At 47.5% G+C, this 17,877-nt stretch carries 18 protein-coding genes and 1 other annotated feature; of the genes, 17 read left to right on the top strand and 1 reads right to left on the bottom strand.

The genetic code is table 11. The features are described from left to right. The first annotated feature begins 14 nt into the window (after nucleotides 1-14). The 15 genes from murA (at nucleotide 15) to ileS (ending at nucleotide 15,443) form a co-directional block, all read left to right on the top strand. Nucleotides 15-1,283, top strand: a complete 1,269-nt coding sequence (gene murA, locus GC097_RS26140; RefSeq protein WP_171686200.1) for a UDP-N-acetylglucosamine 1-carboxyvinyltransferase — start codon at nucleotides 15-17, stop codon at nucleotides 1,281-1,283. Between the two features lie 126 nt (nucleotides 1,284-1,409). After that, nucleotides 1,410-2,303: a cell division protein FtsQ/DivIB gene (locus tag GC097_RS26135; protein ID WP_171686199.1), complete on the top strand. Its 894-nt coding sequence runs from the start codon at nucleotides 1,410-1,412 to the stop codon at nucleotides 2,301-2,303. Nucleotides 2,304-2,600: 297 nt separating this feature from the next. After that, complete coding sequence (gene ftsA, locus GC097_RS26130) at nucleotides 2,601-3,848, top strand: cell division protein FtsA (protein WP_171686198.1); 1,248 nt, start codon at nucleotides 2,601-2,603, stop codon at nucleotides 3,846-3,848. A 30-nt stretch (nucleotides 3,849-3,878) separates the two neighbouring features. Beyond that, nucleotides 3,879-5,015 carry a cell division protein FtsZ gene (gene ftsZ / locus GC097_RS26125; protein ID WP_171686197.1) on the top strand — a complete coding sequence of 379 codons (1,137 nt, stop codon included), beginning with the start codon at nucleotides 3,879-3,881 and terminating at the stop codon, nucleotides 5,013-5,015. A 235-nt stretch (nucleotides 5,016-5,250) separates the two neighbouring features. Beyond that, nucleotides 5,251-6,174, top strand: a complete 924-nt coding sequence (gene spoIIGA, locus GC097_RS26120) for a sigma-E processing peptidase SpoIIGA (protein WP_171686196.1) — start codon at nucleotides 5,251-5,253, stop codon at nucleotides 6,172-6,174. Between the two features lie 117 nt (nucleotides 6,175-6,291). After that, nucleotides 6,292-7,014 (top strand): RNA polymerase sporulation sigma factor SigE, encoded by a 723-nt coding sequence (gene sigE, locus GC097_RS26115; RefSeq protein WP_171686195.1) that lies wholly within the window; start codon nucleotides 6,292-6,294, stop codon nucleotides 7,012-7,014. A 215-nt stretch (nucleotides 7,015-7,229) separates the two neighbouring features. Beyond that, a complete protein-coding gene (sigG, locus tag GC097_RS26110; protein WP_127451991.1) occupies nucleotides 7,230-8,012 on the top strand; it encodes an RNA polymerase sporulation sigma factor SigG in 783 nt (260 codons plus the stop codon). Between the two features lie 139 nt (nucleotides 8,013-8,151). Then, the gene (locus GC097_RS26105) at nucleotides 8,152-8,451 is read left to right on the top strand and encodes a YlmC/YmxH family sporulation protein (protein WP_171686194.1); all 300 of its coding nucleotides are present in this window, start codon (nucleotides 8,152-8,154) and stop codon (nucleotides 8,449-8,451) included. A gap of 124 nt (nucleotides 8,452-8,575) precedes the next feature. Next, entirely contained in the window at nucleotides 8,576-9,409 is an 834-nt protein-coding gene (gene pgeF / locus GC097_RS26100; RefSeq protein WP_312875731.1) for a peptidoglycan editing factor PgeF, read from the top strand. Nucleotides 9,410-9,454: 45 nt separating this feature from the next. Beyond that, entirely contained in the window at nucleotides 9,455-10,141 is a 687-nt protein-coding gene (locus tag GC097_RS26095; RefSeq protein WP_171686192.1) for a YggS family pyridoxal phosphate-dependent enzyme, read from the top strand. A 41-nt stretch (nucleotides 10,142-10,182) separates the two neighbouring features. Then, the gene (locus GC097_RS26090; protein WP_171686191.1) at nucleotides 10,183-10,605 is read left to right on the top strand and encodes a cell division protein SepF; all 423 of its coding nucleotides are present in this window, start codon (nucleotides 10,183-10,185) and stop codon (nucleotides 10,603-10,605) included. Nucleotides 10,606-10,637: 32 nt separating this feature from the next. After that, a complete protein-coding gene (locus GC097_RS26085) occupies nucleotides 10,638-10,910 on the top strand; it encodes a YggT family protein (protein WP_512699055.1) in 273 nt (90 codons plus the stop codon). A 2-nt stretch (nucleotides 10,911-10,912) separates the two neighbouring features. Beyond that, entirely contained in the window at nucleotides 10,913-11,701 is a 789-nt protein-coding gene (locus GC097_RS26080) for a YlmH family RNA-binding protein (RefSeq protein ID WP_171686190.1), read from the top strand. A gap of 105 nt (nucleotides 11,702-11,806) precedes the next feature. Next, the gene (locus GC097_RS26075) at nucleotides 11,807-12,286 is read left to right on the top strand and encodes a DivIVA domain-containing protein (protein WP_167063776.1); all 480 of its coding nucleotides are present in this window, start codon (nucleotides 11,807-11,809) and stop codon (nucleotides 12,284-12,286) included. A 73-nt stretch (nucleotides 12,287-12,359) separates the two neighbouring features. Further along, nucleotides 12,360-12,606: a binding site (T-box leader), on the top strand. 68 nt (nucleotides 12,607-12,674) lie between these two features. Further along, entirely contained in the window at nucleotides 12,675-15,443 is a 2,769-nt protein-coding gene (ileS, locus tag GC097_RS26070; protein ID WP_171686189.1) for an isoleucine--tRNA ligase, read from the top strand. Between the two features lie 51 nt (nucleotides 15,444-15,494). Here the strand turns inward: ileS and GC097_RS26065 are convergent, their stop codons facing one another. Continuing rightward, complete coding sequence (locus tag GC097_RS26065; RefSeq protein WP_171686188.1) at nucleotides 15,495-16,235, bottom strand: TraR/DksA C4-type zinc finger protein; 741 nt, start codon at nucleotides 16,233-16,235, stop codon at nucleotides 15,495-15,497. A gap of 168 nt (nucleotides 16,236-16,403) precedes the next feature. Here GC097_RS26065 and lspA point away from each other — a divergent pair, with 168 nt between their 5' ends. Together lspA and GC097_RS26055 are read left to right on the top strand one after the other, a co-directional pair. Then, the gene (gene lspA / locus GC097_RS26060) at nucleotides 16,404-16,922 is read left to right on the top strand and encodes a signal peptidase II (RefSeq protein ID WP_171686187.1); all 519 of its coding nucleotides are present in this window, start codon (nucleotides 16,404-16,406) and stop codon (nucleotides 16,920-16,922) included. Next, the gene (locus tag GC097_RS26055) at nucleotides 16,897-17,847 is read left to right on the top strand and encodes an RluA family pseudouridine synthase (RefSeq protein ID WP_171686186.1); all 951 of its coding nucleotides are present in this window, start codon (nucleotides 16,897-16,899) and stop codon (nucleotides 17,845-17,847) included. Before lspA ends, GC097_RS26055 begins: the two co-directional genes overlap by 26 nt. Nucleotides 17,848-17,877 lie beyond the last annotated feature (30 nt).

Raw genomic sequence — 17,877 nt, 5'->3', positions numbered from 1 at the left:
TCGGAGGTGGAATTTTGGAGAAGCTCGTTATCGAAGGTGGAAGACCTCTCACGGGAGCCATCCAGATACACGGCGCTAAAAACGCCGCATTACCAATCTTAGCAGCCTGCATCCTGGCTAGCGGCACTCATACTCTGCATAATGTTCCTAATTTGCTGGATATCGACACGATGCTGCGCATTCTTTGTGCGCTAGGCTGTCGTGCCGAACAGCAAGGGGATACGGTATCCATCACAACATCCACAGCTAATTCCTCGCATATTCCTGAAGAATTGATGGGGCAGATGCGTTCCTCCATCTTTCTTATGGGTCCGCTGCTCGCCAGATTTGGCAGTGTCACGGTGTATCAACCCGGCGGCTGCGCGATCGGCGAACGTAAAATCGATTTGCACCTGAAAGGGCTTCAGGCTCTTGGTGCCCACATTGAAGAATTCGCAAACAAAATTGTTTGCACGGCAGAAGCGCTGCATGGCAGCGAAATCGTTCTGGATTTTCCAAGCGTCGGAGCTACGGAAAATATCATGATGGCTGCTGTGAAGGCCGAAGGCATCACAACGATCTATAATGCGGCACGGGAGCCGGAAATTCAGGATTTGCAAAACTTCCTGAACGCCATGGGCGCCGACATTATCGGAGCAGGCACGGATACGATTACCATTCGTGGAGTGGCCTCTCTGTCACCGTGCACCTACCGCATCATTCCAGACCGGATTGTAGCCGGAACCTTCATGGTGGCCGCTGCTGCAACGAAGGGGAACATTACCTTGGAGAAGGTTAACCCCGCCCATTTAACCTCTGTGATTCACGTCCTCAAGCGTGCAGGTGTTCAAATCATCACGGACGGTGATATAATACATGTAAGCTGTCCGACAAGACCGAAGTCCGTTGAACGAATCGTGACTTCGCCGCATCCGTCTTTTCCGACCGATCTGCAATCTCAGGTCATGGTGCTGCTATCTCTAGCAGACGGATTGAGCGTTATGAAAGAGACAATCTTCGAAGGTAGATTCAAACACGTAGATGAACTGTCCCGTATGGGCGCAGATATCCGTGTGGATATGAGCTCAGCCTTTATACGAGGCGTTCCGAGGCTGTACGGAGCGACGGTGGAGGCGACGGATTTACGTGCTGGCGCAGCGCTTGTTATCGCCGGTCTGGCTGCGCATGGAACGACGATCGTTGAGCAAATTCATCATATCGATAGAGGCTATGATAGAATTGAACATATGCTGTCAAGGTTAGGGGCTTCCGTGCATCGCCAAGCGCCTGTCCCAAGCGAGTGATTGAACAGTTAAATGAGTGCCGCGCATCCCTTCCTGGACACAGGCAGGGATTCACGGTTTCATTCGATTTTACATACAGGTTTGTCAAAATTAGCCTTCATATGAAACTATTAGGTGGTGCCCATCTTGTCTGACGACCGCAACGTGCCCGCTCTGCCGCCAGTTCCCAAGCCACGAGCGCGTACCAATCGGAAGCTGCTCTTTTTCTTATTCATTTTTTTCGCCATCATTTTATTCATTTTATTTATGCAATCATCTCTAAGCCGTGTAAGCGCCATTGAAGTTGAAGGAAATGAGCTTATGTCCTCGGAAACGATCGGACAAGCTAGTCAAATTGCCGTCGGCGACCGTTTCTTTGCATTCAGCTCCCGGACGATTGCGCAGCGTATCTCCTCGCTTCCCATGGTGAAGGCGGCGGTAGTAAAGAAACATTTCCCTGGTGTTGTACATATTACTGTGCAGGAATTTCCGAAGGTTGCCTTCCAAATCGGTACAGACGGCAAGAAGCAAGCTGTGCTTGCCGATGGGGCAGTCGTCGAACTGCCTGCCGGCAGCAGCATTCCGCTGGATATGCCCATTTTGACGGGGTGGACAGACGGAGATCCGAATAAGGCCGCACTGTGCAAGGTGCTAAGTGAAATCCCGGAGAGCGCGCTCTCGGATATTTCCGAGATTAAGCCGGATCCGTCGGAACCGTATCCCGACAAAATCAAGCTGTACACGAGATCGCAATTTGAAGTGTACACCACGATCGCCTACTTGCCTGAGAAAATTGACAATTTGCCTGCTTATATTGCAAGCTTACAAGAGGATCATATTACTAGCGGCATTATCAAAATGCTAGAAGTAGAATATCACGCGCCATTCGAACCAAACGAAGAATCGGGGAGCGAATCGAACAACGCTTCCGGTCAAAAGGCCGGAAACGGCTCGAGCAGCCCATCGGCCGATCCTAACAAGGATGGGAATAAAGCCGGAACGAAGCAGCCTCCGAAAGGAACGACGAAATCGTCATCCTAGGAAACCGCGCGTCCTTCCTGAGAAAAAAACGGTTTGATGGACTACTCAAGCATGAAAATTAATGTTAAAATTAGTTTTATGGTTAAATAGTATCCTATTAAACCCTAGAAATGTAAGTGCAATTACTAGACATGATAAATCTATATTCTTTTGAAAATTAACTGTTAAAAAAAACGACTTTGTTTCCGGTAAAAAAAATGTTGAAAAAAGAGGGAAAATGGCGGTTGTGTGGAATACGTATTTATGTAAATGTAATGAAAACACTTTATTATCCAAGTTATAGGAGGTGCCAGGGGCTTGAGCAACAATGACATCATTGTTAGTTTAGACATCGGTACATCCAAGGTTCGTGCTATTATTGGGGAAGTTGTTAACGGAACCATTAATATAATAGGTGTGGGATCTGCCGAGTCAGAGGGTATTCGTAAAGGCGCCATCGTTGATATTGATCAAACCGTACATTCCATAAGAAGCGCCGTTGATCATGCTGAACGAATGGTCGGCGTACAAATTTCCGAGGTTTACGTTGGAATTTCAGGAAATCATATTTCTCTTCAGTCGAGTCACGGCGTTGTAGCTGTCTCTAATGAAGACCGAGAGATCGGGGAAGAGGATATCGATCGTGTTATTCAAGCGGCAAGAGTCATCGCATTACCTCCCGAGCGTGAAATTATTGGAGTCGTACCTAAGCAGTATTTAGTTGATGGACAAGAAGGCATTAACGATCCTCGCGGCATGATAGGCGTTCGTTTAGAAGTGGAAGCGACGATTATCACAGGCGCGAAGACGGGGATACATAATTTGATCCGTGTCGTGGAGAAATCCGAACTTAAGGTCGCGGGCCTCATCTTAATGTCGCTTGCTTCCGGTCAGTTGGCACTTTCCAAGGATGAGAAAGCAGTTGGAACTGTTTTGGTTGATGTAGGTGCAGGTGCGGCGACGATCGCTGTGTTTGAACAAGGGAATCTGATAGCCACATCAACGATTCAAATCGGCGGCGAGTATATCAGCAATGATATCTCGATAGGCCTTCGTACTCAGCTCGAAATCGCAGAGAAAATAAAGCTGAAATACGGTTGCGCATCGGTAGAAGACTCTGCCCCCGATCAAGTATTCAAGGTTACGAGAATGGGAAGCAATGTGGAAAAAGAGTTTTCGCAAGTCGATCTTGCGAATATTATTGAACCCCGCGTTGAAGAAATTTTCCAAATGATCCGTGCCGAAGTGCATCGTCTTGGTTATAGCGATTTAGCCGGTGGGTATGTGCTCACGGGTGGAACCGTTTGTATGCCTGGCGTACTCGCCGTCGCGCAAGCCGAACTTGCAACCTCTGTAAGAATTGCCGTTCCAGATTTCATCGGTGTGCGCGATCCTTCTTATACAAGCGGTGTAGGCATCATTCAATTCGTTTCCAAGTACATGAAAAACCGGAATTCCGGTTTCTCCAAAAAAATGGCAACAAAGGCTGTACCCAAAAAATCCTCCGAAAGCACAAAACCAGGTTTTATCGAACGTGTTAAAAGTTTTTTCAGTGAATTTATATAGTGAAAGCAACGTTAGGGGGATATGACTCACATGTTTGAATTTGATATGGATATGGAACAGTTGGCTCAAATAAAGGTCATCGGTGTAGGTGGCGGTGGCAGCAATGCTGTGAATCGAATGATTGAGAACGGCGTAAAGGGCGTTGAATTTATTACCGTGAATACGGATGCTCAAGCTCTGCACCTCGCGAAATCGGTTCATAAACTGCAAATCGGGGACAAGCTGACTCGCGGTCTTGGGGCAGGCGCAAACCCGGATGTAGGGAAGAAAGCGGCAGAAGAGTCAAGGGAGATGATTCTGAACACGCTTCGCGGCGCTGATATGGTATTCGTTACTGCAGGGATGGGTGGCGGTACGGGAACAGGAGCTGCGCCGGTTATTGCTGAAATCGCCAAAGAAGTGGGCGCATTGACCGTTGGTGTTGTTACGCGTCCGTTTACATTTGAAGGGCGCAAACGTTCTTTGCAAGCAGAGCAAGGGATTGCTGCGCTGAAAGAGAAAGTAGACACACTTATTATTATTCCAAATGACCGTCTCTTGGAAATCGTAGATAAGAAGACGCCTATGCTCGAAGCATTCCGCGAAGCGGATAACGTACTTCGCCAAGGCGTTCAAGGGATCTCTGACTTGATCGCGGTTCCTGGGCTTATTAACTTGGACTTTGCCGATGTGAAAACGATCATGACGGAACGCGGCTCCGCCCTAATGGGAATCGGAGTGGCAACAGGCGAAAACCGTGCCGCAGAAGCAGCGAAAAAGGCGATTTCCTCACCGCTCTTGGAAACGTCCATCGAAGGCGCTCGCGGGGTTTTGATGAACATCACGGGCGGTGTGAATCTAAGCTTGTACGAAGTCAATGAAGCGGCGGATATCGTGGCATCTGCTTCCGATATCGAAGTGAACATGATTTTCGGAGCGGTTATCGATGAGAAGCTGAAAGACGAAATTCTAGTAACGGTAATCGCTACAGGGTTTGAGCATAAAACATCCCATCTGAGTCAACCTGCCAAGCGTCCGGTAACAGGTCACCAAGAGCAGCCCCAATCGTCTTCCGCGGCTTCGGACAATCGGTTGAATAACCTCAAGCCATTCGGCTCACAGCCATCCAACGATCAGTTGGATATTCCGACGTTCCTGCGCAATCGCGGACGGAATAACGACAAATAATTACACAAAACTTGTAAAGAGACCGAAGTCCTACGTCATGTAGCGGCTTCGGTTTTTTCTTATTCTTAAGGCTTTTCTAGTTGAGAAATAGACTTCATCAACTGACAAAAAAAGTAGCTCCCTACTAGCAAGTTTAGACAGACTTTGAACTAGGATTGCCCTATACTGATTTAGAACCTTAAAGTTTCGTCAGGAAAATGGTTGAAAAAGCATCTTTCATGGAGGTGAGGACATTGTGATCGTCTACGCGGATCTCATTTTCCTGCTGAACTTTCTGATGGATGCGGCCATGCTGATTGTAACGGCCAAAACACGGAAAATACCGTTCAAGTGGTGGAGAATTGCAGGTTCGTCGTTCCTAGGAGCCTCCTATGTCGTCATTATGTTCTTGCCGGTGCCTTTATTTCTTTTTACATTTTCTGTGAAATGTATGTTTTGTATAGGGATGATTATGACTGCTTTCGGGTTCGGCTCTTTACAAAATTTATTGAGAAACCTCGGAACGTTCCTCTTAGTAAATTTTGCTGTCGCAGGCGGCATGTTTGGCATCCATTATGTCCTTGCATCCTCATCGGATGTAATGAAAGGAATTGTATTTACCCAATCCGGTGTGGCCATGTTCCAAGTTCAGATTGGCAGCGTACTTTTTGTCCTATTGCTGCTGATTCCTTTGCTGTGGTGGTTCAGAACTGTGCTGCAAAGCTCGAAGCAGCGCGAGGTGCTGACAACCTTTGTAGCGGAGGTTACGATTCACGTAGGAGATTACACAGCCTCTTGTAAAGGGCTCATTGATACCGGAAATCAATTGTATGATCCGTTAACACGCACCCCTGTCATGGTGATGGAAGTATCGGAATGGGGCGATGTACTGCCTGCAGAATGGCTTCAGAGGATTCGGTCGGCCGATGTTGACCAAATTATAAGCGGTTTGGGTGTGGAGGAGTTTATCTGGCAGGACCGCTTGCGTCTCGTGCCTTACCGGGGCGTAAACCGGAACACCCAATTCATGCTGGCCATCAAGCCGGATAAGGTGGTGATTACCCATAATCATACGCAAATTGAAGCTTCTAAGGTACTCATCGGTCTCGACGGAGGCAAGCTTTGCAACGACGGGTCCTATCAAGCGATTATTCATCCGGCGTTAATATCAGCCGGGTAGTATTTCCATAGCGCTTACGATTCTGCATATGCATACGATGCAAGTTTTCCTACGGAAAACTCAGAGAATGCTTACGAAGCTAGTTTTCCTACGGAAAACTCTTAGGAGGAAACGATCATGTTCTTGAAGTGGAAAATGCTTTTTCAACTAACGTACTACAGAATTTTGATGCTTCTTGGTCTTAAAGGAGAAGAAATCTATTACATAGGTGGAAGCGAAGCTTTGCCGCCTCCGCTAACAAGAGAAGAAGAAGAATACTTATTGGAAAAATTACCGTCCGGAGATGCGGCGATTCGAGCGATGCTGATCGAGCGCAACCTGCGATTGGTTGTTTATATAGCTAGAAAATTCGAGAATACCGGCATCAATATCGAGGATCTGGTTTCGATTGGCGCCATCGGCTTAATTAAAGCGGTGAACACTTTTGATCCTGAGAAAAAGATAAAGCTCGCTACATACGCCTCACGGTGTATTGAGAATGAAATTCTGATGTACCTGCGGCGGAACAGCAAAATACGAACGGAAGTGTCTTTTGATGAGCCGCTGAATATAGATTGGGACGGCAATGAGCTGCTGTTATCCGATGTGCTCGGAACGGAGAACGATACTATCTACCGCAATATCGAGGAACAGGTTGACCGCAAGCTGCTGCATAAGGCGCTCGATAAACTAAGCGAGCGTGAGCGAATTATTATGGAACTTCGTTTCGGTTTACAGGATGGCGAGGAAAAAACGCAAAAGGACGTTGCAGATTTGCTGGGGATCTCGCAATCGTACATCTCAAGGCTGGAAAAGCGGATCATTAAAAGGCTTCGTAAAGAATTTAATAAGATGGTGTAAGGGAAAAGGAGAGCTTAGGATGGTGTTGCCATCCTGCCTCTCTTTTTTTTGTGAAAAATATTTTTTCGCAGGCAATGTCGAAATTGTTCAGGAGTCACAGGGGGGAGCGAGTCGAGAGCCTTTTGTCAAGTGGCCTGACAGCGGTTGGACGAGGAATAAATCACTCACTCGCGGGGATAATTAACAGTAATGTTTCTCCTTGGGAGGTAATCACGGTGACCCGAAATAAAGTTGAGATATGTGGTGTTGATACCGCCAAACTGCCTGTTCTGACCAATGCTGAAATGCGCGAGCTGTTCGCTGATTTGCAGACCAAGCAGGAGCGAACGGCAAGGGAAAAATTGGTGAATGGGAACCTCAGATTGGTTCTAAGTGTGATCCAGAGGTTCAATAATCGCGGAGAGTATGTGGACGATCTCTTCCAAGTTGGCTGCATCGGTCTGATGAAAGCCATCGATAATTTCGATTTGAGCCAAAATGTCAAATTCTCAACCTATGCTGTACCGATGATTATAGGTGAGATACGCCGCTACTTACGAGATAATAACCCGATTCGCGTTTCTCGTTCCTTAAGAGATATTGCTTACAAGGCGCTGCAGGTCAGAGACAGCCTGACGAATGCGAACTCGCGCGAGCCGACGATTTATGAGATCTCCGAGGCGCTGAATGTACCGAAGGAAGATGTCGTCTTTGCGCTCGATGCCATACAGGATCCGGTTTCCTTATTCGAACCGATCTATCATGACGGCGGCGATCCGATCTATGTGATGGATCAGATCAGCGATGAGCGGAATAAGGACATGTCCTGGATTGAAGGAATCGCTCTTCGCGAAGCGATGCGCAAGCTCAATGCAAGGGAGAAAATGATACTCTCCATGCGATTCTTTGAAGGGAAGACACAGATGGAGGTTGCCGATGAGATTGGCATTTCCCAAGCACAGGTTTCCCGGCTTGAGAAATCGGCCATTTGCCAGATGCAGAAACACGTGAAATCGTAATTTCTTTACATAAAGACCGGACACGGCTGTGACAAGCTGTGCCGGTCTTTTTTTAATTTTCAGGACATTTTGCCCATCCTGCACATATACTAGTACAAAATCAGTTAAAATCCTAATGAGATTCGTGGTGAAAAGCCTCATGAAAATATCTGATTTTCAGACGAAGGATGTCATCAATATCGTGGACGGCAAAAAGCTCGGAACGATCAGCGATTTGGAGCTCGATCTTCGCCAGGGGCGGATCGAATCGATTGTAGTGCCTAACCAAAGCCGCTTCTTCGGATTGTTCGGTTCGGGGACGGACGTTATTATTCCATGGAAGCATATTGTAAAAATCGGCGCTGACGTTGTGCTGGTAAAGCTCGAAGATGTTCGGCCGTATCGTCAAACCGATGAAAATGAAGGCGTGTATGAGATTAACCGGCAGTTCCGTAATTAACGTCTGACACACGAATGCAGGCTGCTGCCTCGCAGTTAGCCAAGAGACAATCGTGTGTCTTTTTGTTTTGTGCTAAAGTAGAGATAGGTGAATGTAAGGGAGAGGAATTAACGTGGAACCATTTGTGAAAAAAATACAAGAGAATCAACCTGATCTTTTCACGATAGATAGTTGGATGGAACCGTACAAAGAATTAACGGCGGGCTTCACCTCCCGCCATGGCGGGGTCAGTGAAGCTCCGTATTCAACGCTGAATTGCGGCCTGCATGTGCAGGATAAGACGGAGCACGTGATCAGGAACCGTCAGCTGCTTGCTGAGGCGGTCGGATTGCCGTTTGATGCTTTTACCTATGGCGAGCAAGTACACGGGAATGAGGTGGCCGTCGTCAGCCTTAATGAGAAGGGCAAAGGGAGAACGTCCAGAGAATCGGCGATTCAAGCGAAGGACGGCTTCATCACGCAGGAGAAGGGAATTGTGCTCTGTGCGCAGTTTGCAGACTGTGTGCCGCTGTTTTTCTACGACCCTGTTCAACAGGCTATAGGGCTTTCTCATGCCGGGTGGAAAGGGTCCGTGCTAAACATTTCCATGGCTACAATATCCTTAATGACACATACTTTTGGAAGTCGGCCGTCTGACATCAGAGCGGCAATCGGGCCTTCCATCGGGATATGCTGCTATGAAGTTGACGACACCGTTGCAAGCCGTGTTTATACGGTTCTTAGTGAGATTCAAGCTGAGACGGATGAACAGCTTACAGTCATCAGAAGGAAAGCAAACGGCAAGTACATGCTGAATTTGCAAGAATTGAACCGAAAATTGTTGATCCAAGCAGGAATTTTGTCGTCCCATATCGAAGTAACTCAGTTATGTACGAGCTGCAGCACCGATCATTTTTTTTCTCATCGGAAAGAAGGCGGCTCGACAGGTAGAATGGTTGCTTGGATTGGTCTTCGTTAGGAAGAGGCAGGCAATCGATGTTTGGAATTGAGGTGTTCGCATATCATGAGTTTACTGGCGCGTAAAGAAGAAGTTGAAGCTCGTGCGGCCGCAGCATGCAAGCGGTCAGGACGGCATGAGAATGAGATCAAGATCATTGCTGTAACGAAGTATGTTTCCCTGGAGACGACGAGAAGCGTACTTGATGCCGGACTTCTGCATATCGGCGAGAACCGCTGGCAGGATGTGAAGCCCAAGTGGGAAGCGCTGCATGAACGGGGAACGTGGCATTTCATCGGTCATTTGCAAACGAATAAGGTGAAGGATGTCATTGGCAAATTCGCCTACATTCACTCGCTCGACCGGATGTCCTTGGCCAGAGAACTGGACAAGCAGGCTGCGGCGCTTGGCATCAAAGTAAACTGTCTGCTGCAAGTCAACATTTCCGGAGAAGCGTCCAAGTACGGCATGGATCCCGGGCATTTCTTCGAATTTGCTGAAGAAGTCAGCAAATTGCAGCATATACATATCTCCGGTTTAATGACTATGGCGCCTTATGAAATGGAAGCCGATGCAACAAGACCTGTGTTCCGCGGACTTCGAGAACTGCGAGACCGCTTGAATGAGCGGGCCATTTTCCCTTACGAGATCAAAGAATTGTCCATGGGGATGTCGGGAGATTTTGAAGTGGCGATAGAAGAAGGAGCTACATGGGTGCGTTTGGGGACTGTTTTAGTCGGAAAAGAAGCGTAGCGGTTGCTTAGGATTGAAGAAGCGGATAGGAGGGAATTATAATGGGAGTTTATAACCGTTTTATGAATTTTCTTGGGCTGCAAGAAGAGGAAGAAGTTGTGGAGCGAGAGCGAATCGTGGAAACTGCGGAAGAACCTGAAACCAATCCTTATGAATTACGTAATAAAAATAAGGCTAATGTCGTCAGTATTCACTCACAGAAGAATGCACGTGTCGTGCTGAGTGAGCCTAGAACCTACGAAGAGACGCAAGACATCGCGGATCATCTTCGTTCCCGAAGAGCGGTGGTCGTCAATCTGCAGCGTGTTCGCGGCGATCAGGCCATACGCATCGTAGATTTTTTAAGCGGTACGGTATATGCTTTGAATGGGTCTATCTCCAAACTGGGACCGAATATCTTCCTTTGCACCCCTGACACAGTTGATATTCATGGCCACATCTCCGAGATGATGGGTGAGGAATAGGCGCATATCCTAACACAGAGGTGGATGCGTACGTGGATTACGTTCACTATTATCTTAGTATTTTGATGGAAATTTATTATTTCATGATCATCGGTTACTTAATTCTCTCCTGGTTTCCGAATGCACGCGACAGTTTTATCGGAGGTTTGCTCGGGAAATTAGTTGAACCGTATTTAAGTCCTTTCCGAAAAATAATTCCCAGCATAGGGTTCATTGATTTATCCCCAATCGTAGCACTGATCGCATTGCGCTTTGTGGTTATGGGGATTATGGCTGTTCTAGATTTCATTGTAGGGATGTTTTAACTTTGCATAAAGAACTCTATAGTCATTTTCATTCGGACGAACATTACTTTGTAGATAAAGCCTGGGATTGGGTGGAGCGGGCAGCGCAGAATCATGCCGTGAAGCTGACCGACTTTCTGGATCCCAGACAAGCCTTTATTCTTACGTCATTGGTCAATCGGCATCCGGATGTGCACTGCCGGCTGGACGGCGGGTACGCGGATGCTGAACGCAGGAGGGCGTTAATCGCCCCCGATTACCGTGATTTGGACGGGGAAGAGATGGAGATGGAGATGGCTGTCCTCTCCGTTTCATCCGGAGACGGCAAATTTCTAGTATTGGAACATGGGGATTACATGGGCGCCATTCTTGGACTCGGCATGAAGCGGGACAAGGTTGGCGATATTCATGTTATTGAGGGTGGCTGCCACTGCTTGGTCACTCGCGATGCTGCGGATTACCTGCACTTAAACTTATCTCAAGTACATAAAGTCCATGTCCAAACCGAGCTGCTGCCGCTCAATAAGTTGGAGTTATCCTCCGTGAAGCTGGACGAGCTGACGCTGTCCGTTGCCTCCATGCGAATGGACGGGATTGTAAGCAATGTATTCAGGCTTAGCCGGGCAAAAGTGCTTATACCTATCCAAGCCGGACGCTGCCGCGTCAATTGGAAGGCGGAGGAAGATCCGAGCAAGCCGCTGAAAGAAGGCGACATGGTCTCGATGCAAGGGTTCGGCCGATTCAAGGTGCTTGAGGTGGAAGGCGTAACGAAAAAAGGTAGGATTCGTGTGAAAATAGGTAAGTTCGCTTGAACGTGGATAAATTATCCACGAACTTTGCAGGAATTGCTTATTTTCTGTCGAAGTGTTCTGTATAGATGTGCGTTTTGCTGCGCAAGACGCTAAGGAGGGGCACGAATGCCATTAACACCGTTAGATATACATAACAAGGAATTTTCCCGTTCTTTTCGCGGATATGATGAAGATCAAGTGAATGAATTCCTCGATCAAGTCATTAAGGATTATGAGGCGTTGATTCGTGAGAATAAAGACTTACATAATCAAACGGTGGCACTGCAGGAGCGCCTGGATCATTTCACGAATATCGAAGATTCGTTAAGCAAAACGATTATCGTTGCACAAGAAGCGGCGGATGAAGTGAGAAACAACGCCAAGAAAGAAGCGCAGCTCATTCTGAAGGAAGCCGAGAAGAATGCTGACCGGATTATTAACGAATCCTTGACGCGTTCCCGCAAGGTAGCTCTGGAGATTGAGGAATTGAAGAAGCAGGCGTCGATTTACCGGACGCGTTTCCGGACGCTGCTGGAAGCTCAATTGGAGCTTTTAAACAATGAAGGCTGGCAGAGCATGCAGTTTGATCAAAAGGAAGAAGCATAGGTAGATAGCTGCTAGGCGGCTGTCATATTGACTATGTCTAGTGAATTCGTTATACTCCTTTTAAATGTATCTCAGCAAAGCTATGACTGGAACGAGTAGGACGTTAATGCAGTGTCAGCGAATTAGGGGTCTTGGTGTGAGCCTAATCTCTGCAGCGTGCCGAATATCCCCCAGGAGTGTCTCTTGAATCAAGTAGAGAGAACCGGGTCATGCCGTTACACATGATCGAGTGATTAAGCGAGGTTTGGCACGCGGTTAAAGCGTCTTCCTGCTGCTTATTAACGAGGGTGGTACCGCGAGCAGAGTTTCTCGTCCCTTTTGGGGATGGGAGGCTTTTTTTGTTTTTCTGGTTAATATTATGGATAAGGGTAAGAATGGAGTGGTTGAAATGGATTATGGCAAAACATTAAAATTATTACAAACCGATTTTCCGATGAGAGGGAACTTGCCTCAAGCGGAGCCAAAAATTCAAGAACATTGGGATGCCGAAGATATCTATGCCAAAGTGCAGGAGAGTCGCAAAGGCAGAACTAAATTTATTTTGCACGATGGGCCTCCATACGCAAATGGAGATATTCATATTGGGCATGCGCTTAACAAAGTTTTGAAAGATATTATCGTACGTTTTAAAACGCTGCAAGGCTATGATGCTCCTTATGTGCCGGGTTGGGATACGCACGGTTTGCCGATCGAGCAGGTGATCACGAACAGCGGAAAAGTCGATCGCAAGAAAATGACGGTTCCTGAATTCCGTGAATACTGTAAAGAATATGCGCTGCAATCCGTAGAGAAGCAGAAAAGTCAATTCAAGCGTCTGGGTATTCGCGGTGACTGGAAAAACCCGTATATCACACTGCAACCGGAGTATGAGGCCGGACAAATTCGCGTATTCGGCAAAATGGTCCAAAAAGGCTACGTCTATAAAGGCTTGAAGCCGGTTTATTGGTCTCCATCGTCAGAAAGTGCGCTGGCTGAAGCGGAGATTGAGTACAAAGAAAAAACGTCCTCATCGATCTATGTGGCTTTCCCGGTTAAAGACGGTAAAGACAAGCTTCCTCAAGATGCGGCCATCGTCATCTGGACGACGACAGCTTGGACGCTTCCGGCGAATCTGGGGATCTCCCTGCATCCGGAATTCGACTATGCTGTGGTGCAAGCAAACGGGAAGAAGTATGTGCTGGCAAAAGGCCTGATAGAGGCGGCGGCGAAAGCAATTGGTTGGAATGATTACGAAGTGTTGTCCACTGTGAAAGGGCAAGAGCTTGAATACGTAACGTGTCAGCATCCGTTCTATGACCGTGAGTCGCTTGTGATGGTTGGTGAGCATGTTACGCTGGAAGCGGGTACGGGCTGTGTACACACGGCTCCAGGACATGGGGAAGACGACTTTGCCATCGGTCAGCGCTACAACATCGGCGTACTTTGTCCGGTCGACGATCAAGGACACTTTACAGCGGAAGCGCCGGGCTTTGAAGGCTTGTTCTATGAAAAAGGCGGCAAGCTGATCATTGAGAAGCTGCAGGAATCAGGCTTGCTCCTGAAAGCGGGAGAAATTCAGCATCAGTACGCGCATGACTGGCGGACGAAGAAGCCTGTTATTTATCGCGCTACGGAGCAGTGGTTCGCTTCCATCGATAAATTCAGACAAGAGATGCTGGATGAAATCAAAAAAGTGAAGTGGACGCCGGAGTGGGGAGAAACCCGCTTGCACAACATGATCGCCGATCGTGGGGACTGGTGTATTTCGAGACAGCGTGCATGGGGCGTCCCAATCCCGATCTTCTACTGCCGCAGCTGTAATGAACCGCTGGTGAACGAGCAAACGATCGAGCATGTCGCTCAGCTTTTTGAGCAAGAAGGTTCGAACTCATGGTTTATTAAAGAGGAGAAGGACCTGCTTCCGGAGGGAACTTGCTGTTCGAAATGCGGTCATGGCGAATTCCGTAAAGAAACGGATATCATGGACGTATGGTTCGATTCAGGTTCAAGCCACGTGGCCGTACTTGAAGCCCGCCCTGAACTGCAATGGCCGGCAGATCTGTATTTGGAAGGTTCCGACCAATACCGTGGTTGGTTTAACTCTTCCTTGATTACAGGCGTTGCGACGAAAGAGCAATCTCCGTACAAAGGCATTCTGAGCCATGGTTTCACACTTGACGGTGAAGGGCGCAAAATGTCCAAGTCCATCGGAAATACGATTGATCCTAATGTTGTGTGCGGTAAGCTTGGTGCTGATATTTTGCGCCTCTGGGTGTCCTCCGTGGATTACCAATCCGACCACCGGATTTCCGACAACATTTTGAACCAAACGACGGAAGTTTACCGTAAAATCCGCAACACGCTGCGCTTCCTGCTCGGAAACCTCAGTCATTTCAATCCGGCGACAGACCAGGTAGCCGCAGAGAGTTTGTCAGAGCTTGACCGCTATGCATTGATTCGTTTGAACCGGATGATTGAGAAAGTTGTAAAAGCATATGATGCTTATGAATTCCACGTCGTGTATCAAACGATTCATCATTTCTGCGCAGTTGAGATGAGCTCGTTCTACTTGGATATTATTAAAGATCGCTTATATGCCAATGCACCGCAAGATGCTGCGCGTAAAGCTTCGCAAACGGTCTTGTATACGGCTTTAGTCGCTGTTACGAAGTTGATTTCGCCTATATTAGCTCATACGGCTGATGAAGTGTGGAAGAACATTCCCGGTGTCGAGCTAAGCAGTGTTCAATTGGCTGAGCTGCCGGAAGTGGATACCAGCTTGTACAACGAGCAATTGGAAAATAAATGGAACAGCTTCCTGGATGTTCGGGACGAAGTTTTGAAAGCTCTGGAAGAAGCGCGCAAAGAGAAAGTGATCGGCAACTCTTTAGGAGCAGCTGTACACCTGTATCCGAACGAAGCGACGTATAGCTTGCTTACACAGCTTGAGCAGTTGGATCAATTGTTCATCGTGTCTGCTGTAAGTGTACATCAACCGGGTACGGGGGCGCCTGAGGGGGCTTATCAGTCGAAGGATATCGCGATTGCCATTGCTGTTGCAGACGGCGAGAAGTGCGAACGCTGCTGGATAGTGACCCCAGAGGTTGGGCAAAGTAAAGAACATCCGACCCTGTGTGTCAGATGTAATGAAGTGGTTGCTGCTCATTACCACGAGTAATCAACGAGCAAACGAGCTTGCGCTGATAGCGAAGCTCGTTTGTCCTGTTTTTTAGAGCGGCTCGTCATCGAGGGAACGTTGTTCCGGTTCAAGAAACGGATCGCCTTCATTGCTGTGCATGTAATTCCGGTAAGCTTTGCTGCGCACGATGGTAACATGTTCACCGTATAGATCCGTGGCTACGAAGCTTTCGAAAGATTCCACGTAGCCCTCATTCTCGTCAGCTTCAATGTACATTTCATTGTAGTTCTCAACGTTAGGATCTTCCGCAAAGGCGGGCGTGTTGGATGTCCCCCAGCTCTCGACGATTTGCCAAGCGTCTTCACCGTCAAATTCGGTTTCGTCGCTGCGTTCGTCAAAGCTTGTCCGGCCAAAAGGCGGAAACAGAATTTGTTCTTCGACGGGTCTTCGGATAGATCGTTCAGGATCAGGGACGTGCTCTAGACAGTAGAGCGTGGTTGGAATGGCCTGCAAACGCTCAAAAGAAATCGGGCTTTTGCAAAAGACACAATGGCCATAATCCCCTTTTTCCATATGAGCTAAGGCTTCATCAACCTGCTGCAAATGAAATTCGGCATGTTCATTAAGCGATATATCTTTCTCGCGTTCGTAAATTTCTGTAGCCACATCGCCAGGATGATTATCGTACATCGAGAGCTCGCCTGTACCGTCTCTGAAAGAGTTGGACAAGCCGAAATGATCATTCGTGGCAAAATGTTTTTCGAGACCAAGCTTTTCCTCCAATAATTGCAGATATAATTGTTTGGATTGTTCCTCGGTTAAATGGCTCATAGGTCGTACAGCTCCCTTCTTACAGCTGATCCTACCGTTATAATGCCGAGCGACAGTAGTTTTTAGTGAGGTAAATCCTTGAAAATAAGGGACCTTTCATGCTTTCGATAAAAGTTAATGCGTACGAGGTAAGTTTTGCTAAAGCAAAACTCTTAGGAGGAAAAGATCATGAAATATTATTTCTATGCGCTTGTTGTGTTTATTTTGGATCAAGTGTCCAAATGGTTCATTGTCAAGAGGATTCCGATCGGCGAAGAACGTTCTGTGCTAGGCGAGTTCTTCATGATTACCTCCCATCGTAACAAAGGGGCGGCTTTCGGCATTTTGCAAAACCAAAGATGGTTTTTCATCGTGATTACGACATTTGTTTTGATCGGAATCATTTGGTATATGCGCCGGACGATTCGCGAGCGAAAGACGTTGTTAACTTGTGCGCTAAGTTTGCTGCTTGGGGGAGCGATCGGCAACTTTGTTGACCGTGCACTATTTGGTGAAGTTGTGGATTTCCTGCAGGTTACTTTTGATTTCAGCTTTTTTGGTAAGGACATTTACTACATTTATCCGATATTCAATATTGCTGATTCCGCTATCGTAATCGGGGTTATCCTCATTTTCTTAGATTCGATTCTTGTTTGGAGAAAAGAGAAAAAGGGAGCGGCACATGAACATAAATCAGACCTCGTCTGAGATCGCATCCAATGATGTTGTGGAATGGACAGTAGACAAACAGTATGCCAATGAAAGAATCGATAAATTCATTACGGAAGCATTGGAAGAAGATGTGTCCCGAACCTTGGTGCAGCAATGGGTCAAAGACGGGCACGTTAAAGTCAATGAGAAAACGATCAAACCGAACTATAAGCTGTCCGAGCAGGACATCATAACGCTCCAAATCCCCGACCCGCAGGGCGTTGAGCTTGTTGCTGAAGACATACCGCTGAACGTGGTCTACGAGGATGGGGATGTCATTGTGATCAATAAGCAGCGTGGTCTAGTTGTTCATCCTGCGCCTGGGCATTATTCAGGCACGCTAGTCAATGCATTGATGCATCATTGCAAAGATCTGTCGGGAATCAATGGAGAACTGCGTCCCGGCATTGTGCATCGTATCGATAAGGATACATCGGGTTTAATCATGTCGGCGAAGAATGACAAAGCCCATGCCAGTTTGGCCGAGCAGTTGAAGGCTCATACGGTCAACCGCAAATATATCGCGTTAGTCCATGGGAATCTGCAGCATGATCAGGGGACCATCGATGCGCCGATCGGGCGCGATTCCCATGATCGCAAGATGTATACCGTAACGGAGAAGAACAGTAAACACGCGGTGACCCACTTTGTTGTATTGGAGCGATTCGGCGATTTCACGCTTGTGGAGCTTAAGCTGGAAACGGGTAGAACGCATCAGATCCGGGTACACATGAAATTTATCGGACATCCTTTAGTCGGCGATCCGATGTACGGCAAAAGCAAAGGCATGTTAATGGACGGACAAGCGCTGCATGCCGCCATTCTTGGTTTTGAGCATCCAAGGACAGGGGAATGGCTGCAGTTTGAAGCGCCGATTCCATCCGATATGGAGCACCTGCTGCAAACCATACGAAAATCCTAGGGTTCATCTGTTGGGGAGAGGAGTGAATCA

The sequence above is a fragment of the Paenibacillus planticolens genome (assembly GCF_013141725.1).
GTDB lineage: Bacteria > Bacillota > Bacilli > Paenibacillales > NBRC-103111 > Paenibacillus_E > Paenibacillus_E planticolens.
The sequence above is the reverse complement of the archived record's forward strand: the minus strand, read 5'-3'. Positions and strand labels throughout refer to the sequence as shown.